This is a genomic window from Bradyrhizobium sp. SZCCHNS1050 (assembly GCF_032484785.1).
In the GTDB taxonomy this organism is placed as follows: domain Bacteria; phylum Pseudomonadota; class Alphaproteobacteria; order Rhizobiales; family Xanthobacteraceae; genus Bradyrhizobium.
Genome location: NZ_JAUETR010000001.1, coordinates 2747622 through 2763795, shown reverse-complemented (window position 1 = coordinate 2763795; position 16174 = coordinate 2747622). Strand labels below are relative to the sequence as shown.

The following is a 16174-nucleotide window of genomic DNA, read 5'->3' as shown; positions in this document are numbered from 1 at the left end:
ACATTAATGATCGTGAACGCGCCCGCGATTCGCCGGCTTCAGGAATGCGCGAAGATGTCCTCGGCCTCGAATCCGCCCAGATCGAGCGTCGCGCGGTGGGGCAGGAACGCGAAACAGGCCTGCGCCAGCGCCAACCGCCCTTCGCGCGCCAGCATCCCGTCGAGCTTTTCGCGCAGCGCATGCAGATGCAGCACGTCGGAGGCGGCATACGCGAGCTGCGGCTCGCTGAGCTGCTCGGCGCCCCAGTCGCTCGACTGCTGCTGCTTGGAGAGATCGACGTTGAGCAGCTCGCGCACGAGATCCTTCAGGCCATGGCGGTCGGTATAGGTGCGCGCCAGCCGCGAGGCGATCTTGGTGCAATAGACCGGCTGCGGCATCACCCCGAACGCGTGAAACAGCGCCGCGACATCGAAGCGCGCGAAGTGGAAGATTTTGGTGATGTCCGGGTTGCCGAGCAGCGCCTTCAGGTTCGGCGCGTCGGTGTGCCCCTTGGGAATCTGCACCACGTCGGCCGAGCCGTCGCCGGGCGACAACTGCACCACGCACAGCCGGTCGCGGTGCGGATTGAGCCCCATCGTCTCGGTGTCGATCGCGACCGACGAGGTATAGCGGGAAAGATCAGGCAGGTCGCCGCGGTGCAGGCGTACGGTCATGGCTCTCAAAACCTCGTCGAATCGAAATCGGACGCGACGAGCCGGAGCAACGCCGCGGGAAGCGCTCGGGAACCGGCTGTAGCCCGGCGCTGGTAACCAACCGGCAAACGCGCCGGGCCGGTCCGGAGATCAGCCGTGGGAATGCCAGCCCCGCCGCCCGGGCGCAAGGGCCGGACAGGGCCAAGTGATCGCATCTCAAGTGATCGCATCTGAGGCGGCGCCGGCAGTGTCTCCGCGGCCGTTCGAGGCGGCGCCGTCGTCATTGAGGGCGGTCGACCCGCTGGTTGCATCGCGCCAGATCGCACCCGATCGATCGATGCAACTCTTGCATTGATCGATGCCGCCTTTGGCTTGGACAGAAATAGCCACTGGCCCTACGCGTGATATTGTCGCAGGACTTCGCATCTGGAGCGCAGCGACCCAAGGCGGTCTGCAGCATCTGCCCAACAACGACATAATCAATTGAGGAGGAAGCCAAGATGAAGGCACTTACAGGTATCATTGCGGCCGCTGTGCTGGCGGTCTCGTCGCCGCTGGCGACCGCGCGCGATTTCCGCTCCGCCGACGTGCACCCCGCCGATTATCCGACCGTTGAAGCCGTCAAGTTCATGGGGAAGCAGCTCGCTGCCGCGAGCGGCGGCAAGCTCGGCGTCAAGGTGTTTCCGAACGGCGCCCTCGGCTCCGAGAAGGACACGATCGAGCAGCTCAAGATCGGCGCGCTCGACATGATGCGGATCAACTCCTCGCCGCTCAACAATTTCGTGCCGGAGACCGTCGCGCTGTGCCTGCCCTTCGTGTTCCGCGACACGCAGCACATGCGCAACGTCCTGGACGGGCCGATCGGCGACGAGATCCTGGCGGCCATGGAGCCCGCCGGCCTGGTCGGCCTGGCTTATTATGACAGCGGCGCGCGCTCGATCTACACGGTCAAGGCGCCGGTGAAGTCGCTCGCCGACCTCAAGGGCCTGAAGATCCGCGTCCAGCAGTCCGACCTCTGGGTCGGCATGATCCAGAGCCTCGGCGCCAACCCGACCCCGATGCCCTATGGCGAGGTCTACACCGCGCTCAAGACCGGCCTCGTCGACGCCGCCGAGAACAACTGGCCGTCCTACGAATCCTCGCGCCACTTCGAGGCCGCCAAGTTCTACAACGTCACCGAGCACTCGCTGGCGCCTGAAGTCCTCGTGATGTCCAAGAAGGTCTGGGACACGCTGAGCAAGGAGGATCAGGCGATGATCCGCAAGGCGGCAAAGGAATCCGTGCCGGTCATGCGCAAGCTCTGGGACGAGCGCGAGCAGACCTCCCGCAAGACCGTCGAGGCCGCTGGCGTCCAGGTCGTGACGATCGCCAACAAGCAGGAATTCGTCGACGCGATGAAGCCGGTGTACCAGAAGTTCGCTGGCGACGAGAAGCTCTCGAGCCTCGTCAAGCGCATCCAGGACACCAAATAAGAGTAGCGACGCAAAAATCGCGACTTCAAAGACATCTACCAAGAACAACAATCATACGGTCCGGCGTCGCCATCAGGCGGCGCCGCAGGAAAGCCAGGGGAGGGACGGGAATGACAGATCCACATGTCGGAGACCACGAGCAGCAGGAGGGACGTCCGTCGACCGGCCTGCTCTCGCGGATCAACGCCATCATCGCGCGCTTGGGCATGTATCTGTCCGTCGCCGGCCTGCTCGTCATCGTCACCATCGTGTTCTACCAGGTGTTCGGACGCTACGTTCTCAACTCCAGCCCGACCTGGACCGAGAACCTGGCGCTGGTCCTGATCCTCTATGTCACGCTGATCGGCGCCGCCGTCGGCGTTCGCGACGCCGGCCATATCGGCATGGACAGCCTACTCGTGATGCTGCCGGATCATATGCGGGAAAAGATCGAGCTCGTCATCCACGTGCTGGTCGCGATGTTCGGCGTCGCGATGGCCTACAACGGCTGGATCCTCGGCGCCTCCGTGGGCACCGTGAAGATCGCCAATCTCGGCCTGCCCGAAGTCGTCCGCTACGTGCCGCTGATCGCTTCGGGAATCCTGATCGTCATGTTTTCCATCGAGCACATCATTGCTCTCTTGCGCGGCGAAGAGGTCGTCCCCTCATGGAACTGATTATTCTCGGCGTCACCTTCTTCGGCTTCCTGGTCCTCGGCGTTCCCGTTGCGTTTGCGATCGGCCTCTCGGCGATCTGCACCATCCTCTATGAAGGCCTGCCGGTTGCCGTCATCTTCCAGCAGATGATGTCGGGGATGAACATCTTCTCGTTCCTCGCCATCCCGTTCTTCGTCTTCAGCGGCGAGCTGATGCTGCATGGCGGCGTCGCGGACAAGATCGTGCAGCTCGCCAAGAATCTCGTCGGTCACATCCGCGGCGGGCTCGGCATGTCGAACGTCGTCGCCTGCACCTTGTTCGGCGGCGTCTCCGGCTCTCCCGTGGCCGACGTGTCGGCGATGGGCGCGGTGATGATCCCGATGATGAAGAAGGAAGGGTTCGACACCGACTACGCCGTCAACGTCACCACCCACGCCTCGCTGGTCGGCGCGTTGATGCCGACCAGCCACAACATGATCATCTATGCGCTCGCCGCCGGCGGCAAGGTGTCGATCGGCGCGCTGATCGCCGCGGGTCTTCTTCCTGCACTCGTGCTGATGGTCTGCATGCTGGTCGCCGCCTACGCGGTCGCCGTGAAGCGCGGCTATCCCGCGGGCAAGTTTCCCGGCTGGGCGGAGGTGTTCCGCTCGTTCGCCGCGGCGCTGCCCGGCCTCTTGATCGTCGGCATCATCCTGGCGGGCATCCTGTCCGGCGTGTTCACGGCCACCGAGTCCGCGGCCGTCGCCGTCACCTACACGATCCTGCTGACGTTCTTCATCTACCGCACGATGACCTTGCAGAACTTCCTGCGGGCCGCCGCCAAGGCGGTCAAGACGACCGGCGTGGTGCTGCTCTTGATCGGCGTCTCCACCATGTTCCAGTACCTGATGGGATTGTACGAGGTCGCCGATTTCGCCGGCGACCTGATGAGCAAGGTGTCGACGCAGCCCTGGATGATCTTCCTGCTGATCAACGTCATCCTGTTCCTGCTCGGCACGTTCATGGACATGGCGGCGACCATCCTGATCTGCACCCCGATCTTCCTGCCGATCGCGATGAAGGCGGGCATGGATCCGGTGCAGTTCGGCATGCTGATGCTGATCAACTGCGCGCTGGGCCTCAACACCCCGCCGGTCGGCACCACGCAGTTCGTCGGCTGCGCCATCGGCGGCATCTCGGTCGGCGCCGTCATGCGCACCATCCTGCCGTTCTACGCCGCCCTGATCGCAGCCCTGATGTTCGTGACCTACGTGCCGGCGTTCTCGCTGTGGCTGCCGCGGCTGCTGATGGGGTATAAGGGATAGCGGTCTGAAGGTTCGCCGGCTTCGGCCGGCGAACCTTGGCCGCATCCCGATGCGTTCGGTCCCGACTTGCCGCTAGCGCTCGCGGAGCTTCGACACCCGTCGTCCGCAGCAACCCGCGCGAGCGAGCATGGCCGCACTCTCGCATTTCCTGAATCTCGATCTCGTCCTGAAGTCGAAGTCCGACTTCTCGCCGCTGATCGCGCATCTGCATCAGAACGCGCATGTCCTGCATCATGAGGAGCATGAGCAGGAGTTTCTGCTGGTGCTGGAGATCAACGATACAGGATCCCCGCATCCGACCACATCCACCGAGCAATTCCTTACGCTGATCGAATCGCTGCCCCAGACCCCGAGGGAGCTGTGGGACAGCTGCACGTCGCGCACGTTCTCCTATGGCTTCGAAGGCGGCCGCGACTTCCCCGCGCTCGACACCACCATCCCCGCCGACCTGCTGCTGCGGATCGCAACGCTCGGCGCGGCTATCGGCATCACCGTGTATCCTTTTCGCAACCCACCCGGTCCCGAGCGCAAGGACGAACCAGATGCGCTCCCCTGACGGTCAGATCGCCAGGCTCGGCGACGAGATCCGTGTCACCGGCATGAGCGGTAGGATCGTCTGCTCGATCGACACCTGCGACTATTCAGACGACTATCCGGAACGGGACTGGGCCAACCTGCAGCGCGGCGCCATGGTCGATTGAACAGGCAGGTCCGAATGAAGAGGAACTTGCAATGGGGGCGATCGGATTTATCGGGTTAGGCGTCATGGGCGAGCCGATGTGCCGCAACCTAGCCCTCAAGTCAGGCGTCCCGGTGCTCGGCTTCGATCGTGCGGACGCGCCGCTGCAGCGCCTCGCCGCCGTCGGCGTCAAGCGTGCCGTGTCGCTCGCGGAGCTGGCGCGCCAGACCGACGTGATCTTCATGGCGTTGCCGAGCGGCAAGCATGTCCAAGCGGTGTGCGACGGCGATGACGGCCTGCTCCGCCACGTGGAGGCGCGTCACACCATCGTGGACCTCGGCACCTCGCCGGTGCAGGCCAGCCGGGAGCTCGCCGAGCGTTTCGCGGCCAAGGGCGCCGCCTACGCGGATGCGCCGATCGCCCGCACCCGGCAGGCGGCCGAGGACGGCACGCTGAGCGTGATGGTGGGGGCCGACGCGGCGACGTTCGAGAGACTGCGGCCGCTGTTCGCGATGTTCGCGACCGACATCACCCATTGCGGCGGCGTGGGCGCCGGCCAGGTCGTGAAGATCCTCAACAACATGGTGCTGATGCAGACCGTGGTGGCGCTCGGCGAAGCGCTGGAGACTGCCAAGCGCGCTGGCCTCGATGCCACGCTGCTGTTCGAGACCCTGGCCAAAGGCTCGGCCGACAGCTTCGCGCTGCGCAACCACGGCATGAAGGCGATGCTGCCCGACACATATCCGGAGCGGGCGTTCTCGACCGAATATGCGCGCAAGGACATCGGCTATGCTCTCGATCTCGCCAGGTCCGTGCAGATCGACCTGCCGGGCGCGGAGCTTGCCGACAGGCGACTCGGAGAGGCGATCGAGGCGGGCTATGGCGATCTGTATTGGCCAGTGCTGGCGCGCGTGATCGCGGCATCACGCACGGCATGACCCGCCCATCGGGCTTTGTCGGCCTGCCCTGGACGGGCGAACTGCGCCTGTGACGGCCAGCTGACAACGACATCCTCTGTCGTCGCCGATAAGCTCGCCGACGCAACGCGTCGGCGGGCGCCGATCCGAGACAGATGGTCACCGGCTGCGACGAGTCGCGCGGAACGTACCGCCTGCGTGGTATGGGTCCCCGCGTTCGTGGGGACGACACCGGTGGTGAAGCGAAAGCTCTGCGCCGAACTCACGTGCTAATCCTGTGCGCCAATGCAAGTTGATAGGTGAGGTTGCTCCTAAGCCAGCTCGGGGCGTAGTGCTCACCACCATCATTGTGAGGAGCGAAGCGACGAAGCGATCCCGGGCGACACCCGTGGCTCTGGATTGCTTCGCTCGCAATCACGGTGGAGATGGCATGCCTGTCATGCGCAAATTGCCCGTCGTGCCAGTCTGTCGCAGCATCCGGGCTTGCGCCGTCGGGCAAATCACCTGCACATTTCCGCGCGTCCCTGCTGCCGCATGAGGGGCGTGTCGCGACCGTCACGAGACGTTGGCAGTGGGATGCGATGGGCGTGTGTCGTTGCAGCGTGATTGAGTTCGCGCGGACGAACAAGGATGCACGCACGGTCAAGTCGCGCGGTCCTGATATCCCGACGCTGATATCAACTCATGACGAAGCTTTCGCTTCGCGTGGGGATGGTGGCCAACAAGCCCGGCGCACCAGGGAGAACGCGAAGCAGCCGTTAAAACCAATCGCGCAGGGAGGGCCGGATGATCCGGCGCGTACCTGTGGTTCCTGCCGCCAGCATTTTCCTTCGCTGGCGGGCCATGGGTGCGGTCGGCACCCGGCTCTCCCTGCGCCCTCATGATTTCGAGGGCGAGACGATCAGCACAGCTCGGGCGCAAAGCGCGCCGCGAGGCTGATAGGTCTTGCCCTAAACGAGAAAGACCACGGCGGTCATGGCGATCACTCGACACGAAGGCGGTGCCCACCCTCCCCTGGAGGGGGAGGGTCGCCTCACGGAGAGCGAAGCGAAACGTGAGGCGGGGTGGGGTGATCTCTCCTCTGGCGCTGGCGTGCGTGGAGAGATCGCCCCACCCCGCTCGCCCGCTTCGCGCGCGATCGACCCTCCCCCTCCAGGGGAGGGTGGAGGCTCGCAGCCGGCAGCAGCGGCTACATCACGGGCGTTGAAAGGAGGATTATCGGCTGGCTCGGGGACGAGCGTGTCGCTGATGTCGCGAAGACATCAGCTAAATCGATGCCACCCAATCAGATCGCGAGGCGCATCAGCGCCGTCGTCTGTCACAGAGTTCTGTGCGGGGGAGGTCACCACCAAAAATGGTGCCCAGGAAAGGACTCGAACCTTCACGGCCGTTAAGCCACTGGCACCTGAAGCCAGCGCGTCTACCAATTCCGCCACCTGGGCATGGGGGCGCTGTGTACGGATCGAACGGGCGCTTGTCAAACCGCTGAACGCCCAAGATGACAATTTTTCTCACCCCATGCGCAAAAACACGGCTCCCTTTTCCGCGGTGCGGGCGATGGGCTATACAGCGGCCCAGGATGGCGGGCCGCGGGGTGCGAATCGCCGCTGACAGCTATCTCGTCCGGGGCGGACCGACCGCCCGGCAATCCCAGGACTCATTCCATGGCATCGAATCTGGACACATTGGTTACCGTCTTCGGCGGCTCCGGCTTCGTCGGGCGCAACGTGGTCCGGGCGCTGGCCAAGCGCGACTACCGCATCCGCGTCGCGGTGCGTCGGCCGGAGCTGGCGGGCCATCTGCAGCCGCTCGGCCGGGTCGGCCAGATCCACGCCGTACAGGCCAATCTGCGCTATCCCGACTCGGTCGCATCAGCGCTGCGTGACAGCCATGTCGCGATCAATCTCGTCGGCGTCCTGACCGAGAGCGGCGCGCAGACCTTCGAGGCCGTACAGGCCGAGGGCGCCGCCACCGTCGCCAAGGCGGCGGCCGCCGCTGGCGCCCGCATGGTGCACGTCTCGGCGATCGGCGCCGACGCAGAGTCGGCGTCGAGCTATGCCCGCGCCAAGGCGGCCGGCGAGGCCGCCGTGCTGGCCGCGGTGCCCGAGGCCGTGATCATGCGCCCCTCGGTCGTGTTCGGCCCCGAGGACCAGTTCACCAACCGCTTTGCGGGGCTGGCGCGGATCTCGCCGTTCCTGCCGCTGATCGGCGGCGGCGAGACGAAGATGCAGCCGGTCTATGTCGGCGACGTCGCCACCGCGGTGGCCGATGCGGTCGACGGCAAGGCGCAGCCGGGCGCGACCTACGAGCTCGGCGGGCCCGAGGTGCTGAGCTTCCGGGAAATCCTGAAAATCATCCTCGACATCACCGACCGCGACCGCGCGCTGCTGCCGCTGCCGTTCGGGCTCGCCAAACTCCAGGCCGCAATCCTGCAGTTCGCGCCGGGGCCGCTGAAGCTGACGCCGGACCAGGTCGAGCTGCTGCGTCATGACAACGTGGTGTCGGAAGCGGCGAAGGCGGCGGGGCTGACGCTGCAGGGCCTTGGCATCACGCCGGATTCACTCGAGGCGATCGCCCCGCAATATCTCTGGCGCTTCCGTCCGTCCGGCCAGTTCCAGCGCAAGAACGCGTGAAGCCACGACTGCTGGTCCTCGTAATTGCGAGGAGCGAAGCGACGAAACAATCCAGAGTCCCGGACACCACACTGGATTGCTTCGCTTACGCTCGCAATGACGGTGGATGGAGCTGGGGCTCAGCTCACTTCCCCAGCGCCAGCGCGATCAGGCCGAGGGTGCCGACGATGACGCGCCACCAGGCGAACAGCACGAAGCCGTGGCGGGTGACGTAGCCGAGGAAGGCCTTCACCACGATCATCGCGGTGATGAAGGAGACGACGAAGCCGATCGCGATCAGACCGAGATGGTCCGCCGTCATCTCGGCGCGGCTCTTGTAGAAGTCGTAGACGAAGGCGCCGACCATGGTCGGGATCGCCAGGAAGAAGGAGAACTCCGCGGCCGAGCGCTTGTCGCCGCCGAGCAGCATCGCCGCCACGATGGTGGCGCCCGAGCGCGACACGCCGGGGATCATGGCGACGCACTGCGCGACGCCGATCCACAGATACATCATCAGCGGATAGCGCGTGGCGTCGTGCTCCCGCGGCTTGAGATCGATCTGATCGACCCACAGCAGGATGGCGCCGCCGACGATCAGCGAGAAGCACACGACCCAGGGATCGAACAGGAGCGCCTTGATGTACTTGCCGGCGATGAGGCCGATGATGACCGCGGGCAGGAAGGCGATCAGCACGCCGATGATGAAGCGGCGGTCGTCAGGGTTCGTCAGCGCGCCGATCGCGACGCGGTACAGCTTGAAGAAGTACAGCGCAACGATGGCGAGGATGGCGCCGAGCTGGATCAGGATCGCAAAGCTCTTCCAGAACCCCTCGTCGCCGAGCCCGAAAAAGCGCTCGGCGAGCAGCAGATGGCCCGTCGAGGATACGGGAAGAAACTCGGTGACGCCCTCAACGATGCCGAGAAGCACCGCCCGCAGCGTATCTGACATCATTGATCGGATCCTGGATGGCCGGCAAAACGCCGCCCTTCTCGCCTATTCGGCCCCCGCCCGCAATTGCAAAAAGCGCTCGAACCGGCCACATCCGATGAATGAACCGGCGTGTGATCGGCCATGCGAATCGGAACGAGGCAATGCCGGACAGCGGATCGGGCGCGCTGATCGCTGTTCCCGAAAGCGCCGTTTCCCGCATGACCGCCCGTCGCCCTACTGCTTACACTTTCGCCGACCATGCGCTAATGGTCCGATTCGCGAGCGCACCCGCGCGCCGGTATCGGGACGAGGCGTCGGTGCGAACCGATGGTTGATTGTTCGTTAAGCGCCGTAGCTGCGGAATCGTCGAAAGGCTCCATGTACACGCTCTACCACCATCCCTTCTGCCCGCATTCACGCTTCGTCCGGCTGGTGCTCGGCGAATACGGGCTCGATCTGCGCCTGGTGGAGGAACGCGCCTGGGAGCGCCGCGAGGCGTTTCTCGTGCTCAATCCCGCGGCCACCACGCCGGTGCTGTCGGTCGAAGGCCTGCCGCCGGTGCCCGGTGTCGGCGTGATCGCCGAATTCATCGACGAGACCTGCGGGCCCGAGATGGGTGATCGCCGGCTGATGCCGGCCTCGGCGGCCGAGCGCATCGAGGTGCGCCGGCTGATGGACTGGTTCAACACCAAGTTCTTCGAGGAGGCCTCGAACCTGCTGGTCACCGAGCGCATCTACAAGCGCTTCATGAGCGAGGAGGATGGCGGCGGGCCGCCGTCGACCGACGTGATTCGCGCCGCCAAGACCAATGTGCGCTATCATCTCGCCTATATCGGCTGGCTGGCGCAGCGGCGCAATTTCCTGGCCGGCGACCGCCTGACCTATGCCGACCTCGCCGCCGCCGCGCATCTGTCGGCGATCGACTATCTGGGCGACGTGCCATGGATCGAGGACGACGCCGCGAAGGCGTGGTACGCGCGGGTGAAGTCGCGGCCGTCGTTCCGGCCGCTGCTCTCCGACTGGCTGGCGGGCGTGCCGGCGTCGCGCACCTATGTGGATCTGGACTTCTGAGCGCCGCTAGGCCCACGCCGGAGACGTTGAAGGCGGCGCTGGCCGCCGAGGCGCAACGGCTGGGCTTCGATGTCGTCGGTATCACCGCCCCGGTCGTGAGTGCCGAACGGGCCGCTGCGTTCGAACGCTTCCTCGCCGCCGGCCAGCACGGCGACATGGACTGGCTGGCGCGCGAGCCGTCCCGCCGCACCGATCCCACCACGCTGTGGCGCGAGGTCCGCAGCATCATCATGCTCGGCGTCAATTACGGCCCCGACGAGGACCCGCGCGCGGTCCTGTCCCGGCGCAGCAATGCTGCGATTTCGGTCTATGCCCGCGGCGACGACTATCACGACGTCATCAAGAAGAACCTCAAGGCGCTCGCCCGCTGGCTGGTCGCGCAGGCCGGCTGTGATGTGAAGGTGTTCGTCGACACCGCGGCCGTCATGGAGAAGCCGCTGGCCGAAGCGGCCGGGCTCGGCTGGCAGGGCAAGCACACCAACCTGGTGTCGCGCGGCTTCGGCTCCTGGCTGTTCCTCGGCGCCATCTACACCACGCTGGCGCTGCCGGCGGACGCGCCGGAGCGGGATCATTGCGGCTCGTGCCGGGCCTGCCTCGACAGCTGCCCGACCGCGGCGTTCCCGGCCCCCTACAGCCTCGATGCACGGCGCTGCATCTCGTATCTGACGATCGAGAACAAGGGGCCGATCCCGCGCGAGTTCCGCAAGGCGCTGGGCAACCGCATCTATGGCTGCGACGACTGCCTCGCCGCCTGCCCCTGGAACAAGTTCGCGCAGGCGGGACGCGAGGCGAAGCTGGCCGCGCGCGACGCGTTGCGCGCGCCTTCACTGGCGGAGCTGGCGGCGCTCGACGATGCCGCGTTCCGCGCACTGTTCGCGAAATCGCCGATCAAGCGCATCGGCCGCGACCGCTTCCTGCGCAACGTGCTGATCGCGATCGGCAACTCCGGCGATGCGGCGCTGACGCCGTCAGCCGAGCGGTTGGCCGCCGATCCCAGTCCGCTGGTGCGCGGTGCCGCCGCCTGGGCGCTCGCTTGGCTGCTCGACGAGGCTGCTTACGCGCGACGTGCGGAGGCCGCGCTGACGTCGGAGACCGACGAGAGCGTCCGCGCGGAATGGCAGGCCCGATGCTGAAGCCGGCCGCCTCAGCCCATCTCGCCGACGGCGGCCAGCATGCGCGTGATGTCCTGAGGACGCGACAGCCGGTGGTCCCCGTCCTGGATCATGGTCAGCACCACGTCTTCGGCCGGCAGGCGGTGGGTCAGTGCGAACGCATGCTGCCAGGGGACGTCTCGGTCCTGCGCGCCCTGCAGGATGCGCACCGGGCAGCCGACCTTGATGGCACCGCCGAGCAGGAGATGATTGCGCCCGTCCTCGATCAGCGCCCTGGTGATGGGATAGGGCTCGCCATACTCCGACGGACGCATCCAGACGCCGTTAGTCTCGATCTCGGTCCGGACCGCCGGTGCAAAGCCCTTCCACATCAGCTCCTCGGTGAAATCGGGCGCCGGGGCGATCAGGACCAGGCCCGCCAGCGTTGCTTCGGCCGGCTCCTTGAGCAGCTCGCGCGCCAGCAGCAGCGCCATCCAGCCGCCCATCGAGGAACCGATCACGACCTGAGGTCCGCGGCAGAATTGCCGGAACACCGCGACGCTCTCCTCGAGCCAGCGGCTGATGGTGCCGTCGACGAAGCGTCCGCCGGATTCGCCGTGCCCGGAATAGTCGAAGCGAACGCAGGCGCGGCCGCGCTCGGCGGCCCAGGCGTCGAGGGCCAGGGCCTTGGTGCCTTTCATGTCGGAATTGAAGCCACCGAGCCAGAACAGCCCGGGCGGACGGCCTGGCCGCGCCCGCACCGCGATCCGGCGCGACGATTCGCCCGCGCCGACGGTGACGAAGACGGGCGGATCGGCATTTTCTGCAGCAGGGTTCATGGATCGTTACTCGCTGTCGGGTGTTGTGTGGGCGAACCGGCCGTTTCCGTCAATCGGCGCGGCCCGACGCAGCCGCTTGCGAAAGCGCGCCGCGCACTCTATGTCCCCCGGCGGAACCACGAGGGCCCGAAAAAGCGCGAGTTTGATCGCATTTCTCGGCCGTGTGGCTTCCTTGGGGGAATGCATCGACGCGCAAGTCTCGCGCATGCGACGCAGGAGCCGCGACGACCGGGCGGAATTTCGACGCACCGGACCGTTGCGACCTTGCCCGCGAAAGCATCTTCCTTCAAACTAGCCGCCTTCTTCCACAACCTTGGAGCACTACCCATTCGCCGCCCCAATCGAGCCCCGCCCGCTGCCGTCAAAGACGGGCCGCGTACCAATGATGAGATTCGCAATGCGCAGATCCAGCTGATCGATGCCGAAGGCACCAACCGTGGTGTCGTCGAGACCGTTGTTGCGATCAAGATGGCCGCTGATGCCGGCATGGATCTGGTCGAGATTTCGCCGAACAACTCGCCTCCCGTCTGTAAGATCATGGACTACGGGAAGTACAAATATTCGGCGCAGAAGAAGGCCGCCGAGGCCCGCAAGAAGCAGAAGGTCGTCGAGATCAAGGAGATCAAGCTCCGCCCAATGATCGACGACCACGACTACGACGTGAAGATGCGCGCGATGCAGCGGTTCTTCGAAGAGGGCGACAAGGTCAAGATCACGCTGCGCTATCGCGGCCGCGAAATGGCGCACCAGGAGATCGGCACCAAGCTGCTCGACAAGGTGAAGTCCGACGTGGCGGCGTTCGCCAAGGTCGAGCAGGACGCCAGGTTCGAGGGACGTCAGGTGGTCATGGTTCTGGCGCCGCGCTAAGTCCAGCACGCCGACACCTGAAGCCGGGCCCGCCACGCGTTTGGCGGGCTTTTCTCTTGGGGCGCCCGTCAGGGCCGCTCTTGCGGGCCCGGGTCAGGACCGCGTCGCCTGCCACCGCCCCCTGCAGGTCCCGGACGAGCCTTTGCCGCTCCAGCGACCGACGCCGGACGTGGCGCCAAGCCGGCCGGTGCCACTGGCCGAGGCACCACCCTGGGATACCCGCACGGTGACGGCGCCGCCGCGGCCAACCGAGCCGGTAATGTTGGCGGTGCTGTTCGAGAGGACCCGGCCGCCGCTGATCCGGATCGGGAAGCTGTAGCCCTGGTCGCAACTGCCGGCCTCGGTGATGATGAGCACGGTCCAGGCGCCATCGAAGCCGGCAGCGTGCGCCGGCCTTGCCGTCAGGCCCGCGAGGCCCGTCAGCAGCGCGGTCGTGAAGGCGGCGGAGATGGCGCGGCGAATGAGGCGGGTCATGGTCGATCCTCGACTGTCATGGTCGGCTGATCATGGGTCGGAATAGCTGATTCCGTGGTTCGACGTTGCCAACGGGCTTTGTCTCTGGCATAAGCGCGGCCTTCGTCGCCCGGCTGATCAAGGGCTGCCGTGGCGATGTTTCTGTGCGGGTGGGTCCTGGTTTGGACCCGAAACCTGAGCACAACCAACGCTCTAACGAGCATTTTCGCCGGATGGCGCCGCTTTTGCGGGCGGCTTGCCGTTGGCATCAAGGAGAGCCAAATGCCCAAGCTGAAGACCAAATCCGGCGCCAAAAAGCGCTTCAAGGTGACTGCCACCGGCAAAGTGATGCACGCCCAGCGCGGCAAGCGCCACGGCATGATCAAGCGGACGAAGAAGCAGATCCGGCAGCTGCGCGGCACCCGCGTGCTGTTCAAGACCGACGGCGACAACGTCAAGAAGTACTTCTTGCCGAACGCCTGACCGGCCTCTCGCTTCCGAACCCTGGCCGCCTCAAAGCCGCGGCTGATCGTCATCTCTGAATCCAAGGATTTCCGGCATGTCTCGCGTCAAACGCGGTGTGACCGCCCACGCCAAGCACAAGAAAGTCTTCAAGGCCGCCAAGGGCTATTACGGCCGCCGCAAGAACACGATCCGCACCGCCAAGCAGGCCGTCGAGAAGGCCGGCCAGTATGCGTTCCGCGATCGCAAGCGCAAGAAGCGCACCTTCCGCGCGCTCTGGATCCAGCGCCTGAACGCCGCCGTGCGTCCCTTCGAGCTCACCTACAGCCGATTTATCGACGGCCTGTCGAAGTCCGGCATCACCGTCGACCGCAAGGTGCTGTCGGATCTCGCGATCAACGAGCCCGCCGCGTTCCAGGCGATCGTTGAGAAGGCCAAGGCGGCGCTCGCCGCCTGATCGCCTCCGCATCGTGAGGATTTCAAAAGCGGCCGATGCTCTCGGCCGCTTTTTGCTATCCGGCAACATGCCTGCTTTCGCTTGACCCGTGTCGCCCGCGCGGCGACAACCCAGCCGCCTTTTGTCCCGCGGAGATTTTGACCGTGTCCGACCTCGCTACGCTCGAAACCTCGATCCTCGACCAGATCGCCGCCGCCGGCGATGAGGCCGCTCTGGAAGCCGTCCGCGTCTCGGCGCTCGGCAAGAAGGGCTCGATCTCGGCGCTGCTAGCGACGCTCGGCAAGATGTCGCCGGACGAGCGCAAGACGCAAGGAGCGGCGATCAACCTCGCCAAGGACAAGGTCACGCAGGCGCTGACCGCGCGCCGCGACGTGCTCAAGGCCGCGGCGCTCGACGCGAGGCTCGCGGCCGAGACCATCGACGTCACGCTGCCGCTGCAGGATTCGCCGGCCGAGACCGGCCGCATCCATCCGCTCAGCCAGGTGATGGACGAGCTGACCACGATCTTCGCCGACATGGGCTTCTCGATCGCGGAAGGCCCGGATGTCGAGACCGACGACTACAACTTCACCAAGCTGAACTTCCCGGAAGGACATCCGGCGCGGGAGATGCACGACACGTTCTTCTTCAATCCGAAGCCGGACGGCTCGCGCATGCTGCTGCGAACCCACACCTCGCCGGTACAGGTGCGGACGATGCTGAGCCAGAAGCCGCCGATCCGCGTGATCTGCCCGGGCCGCACCTACCGCATCGATTCGGACGCGACCCACACGCCGCAATTCCACCAGGTCGAGGGCCTCGTCATCGACAAGGGCTCGCATCTCGGTCACCTCAAATGGATCCTGCACGAGTTCTGCAAGGCGTTCTTCGAGGTCGACCACATCAACATGAAATTCCGGCCGTCGTTCTTCCCGTTCACCGAGCCGTCGCTCGAGGTCGACATCCAGTGCCGCCGCGACAAGGGCGAGATCCGCTTCGGCGAGGGCGAGGACTGGCTGGAGATTCTCGGCTGCGGCATGGTGCATCCGAACGTGCTGCGCGCCTGCGGCATCGATCCCGACGAATACCAGGGCTTTGCCTGGGGCATGGGCATCGACCGCATCGCGATGCTGAAATACGGCATGAGCGACCTGCGCCAGCTGTTCGAGGGCGATGTCCGCTGGCTGTCGCATTACGGCTTCAAGCCGTTGGAGGTCCCGACCTTGGCCGGAGGGCTGAGTTCGTGATGAGCCTCGCCCTCTCTCAGCAAACGCTCGAACTCCCTCTCCCGCTTGCGGGGGAGGGCTGGGGTGGGGGTCTCTCCGCGCAGGAGGTGTCGATGGACGACGAGAAGCCCATCTGGACAGTCTCGCCGAAGCTTCGAACGAATGCGCGCGCCCTCCGCCAAAACTCGACGGATGCCGAGAGAATATTATGGTCCGAGCTGCGCGGCCATCGCCTGCTCGGCGCGGGCTTTCGCCGTCAGGTCCCGATCGACCGCTACATCGTCGACTTCGTCTGCCACACCGCACGTCTCGTCATCGAGCTCGATGGCGGACAGCACTTCTCAACTGAAGGCGAACAGCGCGACGCTTCACGCTCAGCTGCGATCGAAGCCAAAGGATTTCACATCCTGCGCTTTGCCAATAACGACGTCCTGGCCAATCGCGCCGGCGTTCTTGAAACCATTGCCGCTGCCATTGCGGCGAGAGCCCCCACCCTGACCCTCCCCCGCAAGCGGGGGAGGGAACGGGACTGAATCAGCGGAAAGAG

At 65.6% G+C, this 16174-nt stretch carries 18 protein-coding genes and 1 tRNA gene; 14 read left to right on the top strand and 5 right to left on the bottom strand.

Features of this window, described 5'->3' with window-relative positions; translation table 11 throughout:
- Positions 1-38: 38 nt before the first annotated feature.
- On the bottom strand, positions 39-653 hold the full coding sequence (locus QX094_RS12580; protein ID WP_315716867.1) for a ribonuclease D: 615 nt from the start codon (positions 651-653) through the stop codon (positions 39-41).
- Between the two features lie 479 nt (positions 654-1132).
- Here QX094_RS12580 and QX094_RS12575 point away from each other — a divergent pair, with 479 nt between their 5' ends.
- The 6 genes from QX094_RS12575 to QX094_RS12550 all read left to right on the top strand — a co-directional run bounded on the left by QX094_RS12575 (position 1133) and on the right by QX094_RS12550 (position 5660).
- Positions 1133-2104, top strand: coding sequence for a TRAP transporter substrate-binding protein (locus tag QX094_RS12575; protein ID WP_315716866.1), 972 nt, complete (start codon positions 1133-1135; stop codon positions 2102-2104).
- 110 nt (positions 2105-2214) lie between these two features.
- Entirely contained in the window at positions 2215-2760 is a 546-nt protein-coding gene (locus QX094_RS12570) for a TRAP transporter small permease (RefSeq protein ID WP_316173501.1), read from the top strand.
- The gene (locus tag QX094_RS12565) at positions 2751-4043 is read left to right on the top strand and encodes a TRAP transporter large permease (protein WP_315716864.1); all 1293 of its coding nucleotides are present in this window, start codon (positions 2751-2753) and stop codon (positions 4041-4043) included. The genes QX094_RS12570 and QX094_RS12565 overlap by 10 nt, the downstream gene beginning before the upstream one ends.
- Before the next feature lie 127 nt (positions 4044-4170).
- The gene (locus QX094_RS12560) at positions 4171-4599 is read left to right on the top strand and encodes a hypothetical protein (RefSeq protein WP_315750476.1); all 429 of its coding nucleotides are present in this window, start codon (positions 4171-4173) and stop codon (positions 4597-4599) included.
- The gene (locus tag QX094_RS12555) at positions 4586-4744 is read left to right on the top strand and encodes a hypothetical protein (protein ID WP_315750477.1); all 159 of its coding nucleotides are present in this window, start codon (positions 4586-4588) and stop codon (positions 4742-4744) included. The genes QX094_RS12560 and QX094_RS12555 overlap by 14 nt, the downstream gene beginning before the upstream one ends.
- Positions 4745-4775: 31 nt before the next feature.
- A complete protein-coding gene (locus QX094_RS12550; RefSeq protein ID WP_316173499.1) occupies positions 4776-5660 on the top strand; it encodes an NAD(P)-dependent oxidoreductase in 885 nt (294 codons plus the stop codon).
- Positions 5661-6994: 1334 nt separating this feature from the next.
- Here QX094_RS12550 and QX094_RS12545 read toward each other — a convergent pair.
- Positions 6995-7081 (bottom strand) — tRNA-Leu (locus tag QX094_RS12545).
- A gap of 222 nt (positions 7082-7303) precedes the next feature.
- Between QX094_RS12545 and QX094_RS12540 the strand changes: the two genes are divergently transcribed.
- Positions 7304-8272 carry a complex I NDUFA9 subunit family protein gene (locus QX094_RS12540; RefSeq protein ID WP_316173498.1) on the top strand — a complete coding sequence of 323 codons (969 nt, stop codon included), beginning with the start codon at positions 7304-7306 and terminating at the stop codon, positions 8270-8272.
- 124 nt (positions 8273-8396) lie between these two features.
- On the opposite strand, the gene QX094_RS12535 is transcribed toward QX094_RS12540, so the two are convergent.
- Complete coding sequence (locus tag QX094_RS12535; protein WP_315716855.1) at positions 8397-9203, bottom strand: undecaprenyl-diphosphate phosphatase; 807 nt, start codon at positions 9201-9203, stop codon at positions 8397-8399.
- Between the two features lie 357 nt (positions 9204-9560).
- Between QX094_RS12535 and QX094_RS12530 the strand changes: the two genes are divergently transcribed.
- Positions 9561-10253, top strand: a complete 693-nt coding sequence (locus QX094_RS12530; RefSeq protein WP_315716854.1) for a glutathione S-transferase family protein — start codon at positions 9561-9563, stop codon at positions 10251-10253.
- Positions 10202-11386, top strand: coding sequence for a tRNA epoxyqueuosine(34) reductase QueG (gene queG / locus QX094_RS12525; RefSeq protein WP_316173657.1), 1185 nt, complete (start codon positions 10202-10204; stop codon positions 11384-11386). The genes QX094_RS12530 and queG overlap by 52 nt, the downstream gene beginning before the upstream one ends.
- Before the next feature lie 11 nt (positions 11387-11397).
- Here the strand turns inward: queG and QX094_RS12520 are convergent, their stop codons facing one another.
- Positions 11398-12183 carry an alpha/beta hydrolase gene (locus tag QX094_RS12520; RefSeq protein WP_316173496.1) on the bottom strand — a complete coding sequence of 262 codons (786 nt, stop codon included), beginning with the start codon at positions 12181-12183 and terminating at the stop codon, positions 11398-11400.
- Between the two features lie 327 nt (positions 12184-12510).
- Here QX094_RS12520 and infC point away from each other — a divergent pair, with 327 nt between their 5' ends.
- A complete protein-coding gene (gene infC, locus QX094_RS12515) occupies positions 12511-13050 on the top strand; it encodes a translation initiation factor IF-3 (protein WP_315716960.1) in 540 nt (179 codons plus the stop codon).
- Between the two features lie 93 nt (positions 13051-13143).
- On the opposite strand, the gene QX094_RS12510 is transcribed toward infC, so the two are convergent.
- On the bottom strand, positions 13144-13524 hold the full coding sequence (locus QX094_RS12510) for a hypothetical protein (protein WP_316173494.1): 381 nt from the start codon (positions 13522-13524) through the stop codon (positions 13144-13146).
- Positions 13525-13785: 261 nt separating this feature from the next.
- Between QX094_RS12510 and rpmI the strand changes: the two genes are divergently transcribed.
- The 4 genes from rpmI to QX094_RS12490 all read left to right on the top strand — a co-directional run bounded on the left by rpmI (position 13786) and on the right by QX094_RS12490 (position 16160).
- Entirely contained in the window at positions 13786-13986 is a 201-nt protein-coding gene (gene rpmI, locus QX094_RS12505; protein WP_008539890.1) for a 50S ribosomal protein L35, read from the top strand.
- Positions 13987-14062: 76 nt separating this feature from the next.
- The gene (gene rplT, locus QX094_RS12500; RefSeq protein WP_012040570.1) at positions 14063-14422 is read left to right on the top strand and encodes a 50S ribosomal protein L20; all 360 of its coding nucleotides are present in this window, start codon (positions 14063-14065) and stop codon (positions 14420-14422) included.
- A 143-nt stretch (positions 14423-14565) separates the two neighbouring features.
- Positions 14566-15648, top strand: coding sequence for a phenylalanine--tRNA ligase subunit alpha (pheS, locus tag QX094_RS12495; protein ID WP_316173493.1), 1083 nt, complete (start codon positions 14566-14568; stop codon positions 15646-15648).
- A gap of 92 nt (positions 15649-15740) precedes the next feature.
- Positions 15741-16160 carry an endonuclease domain-containing protein gene (locus QX094_RS12490; protein WP_315716850.1) on the top strand — a complete coding sequence of 140 codons (420 nt, stop codon included), beginning with the start codon at positions 15741-15743 and terminating at the stop codon, positions 16158-16160.
- Positions 16161-16174: the final 14 nt, after the last annotated feature.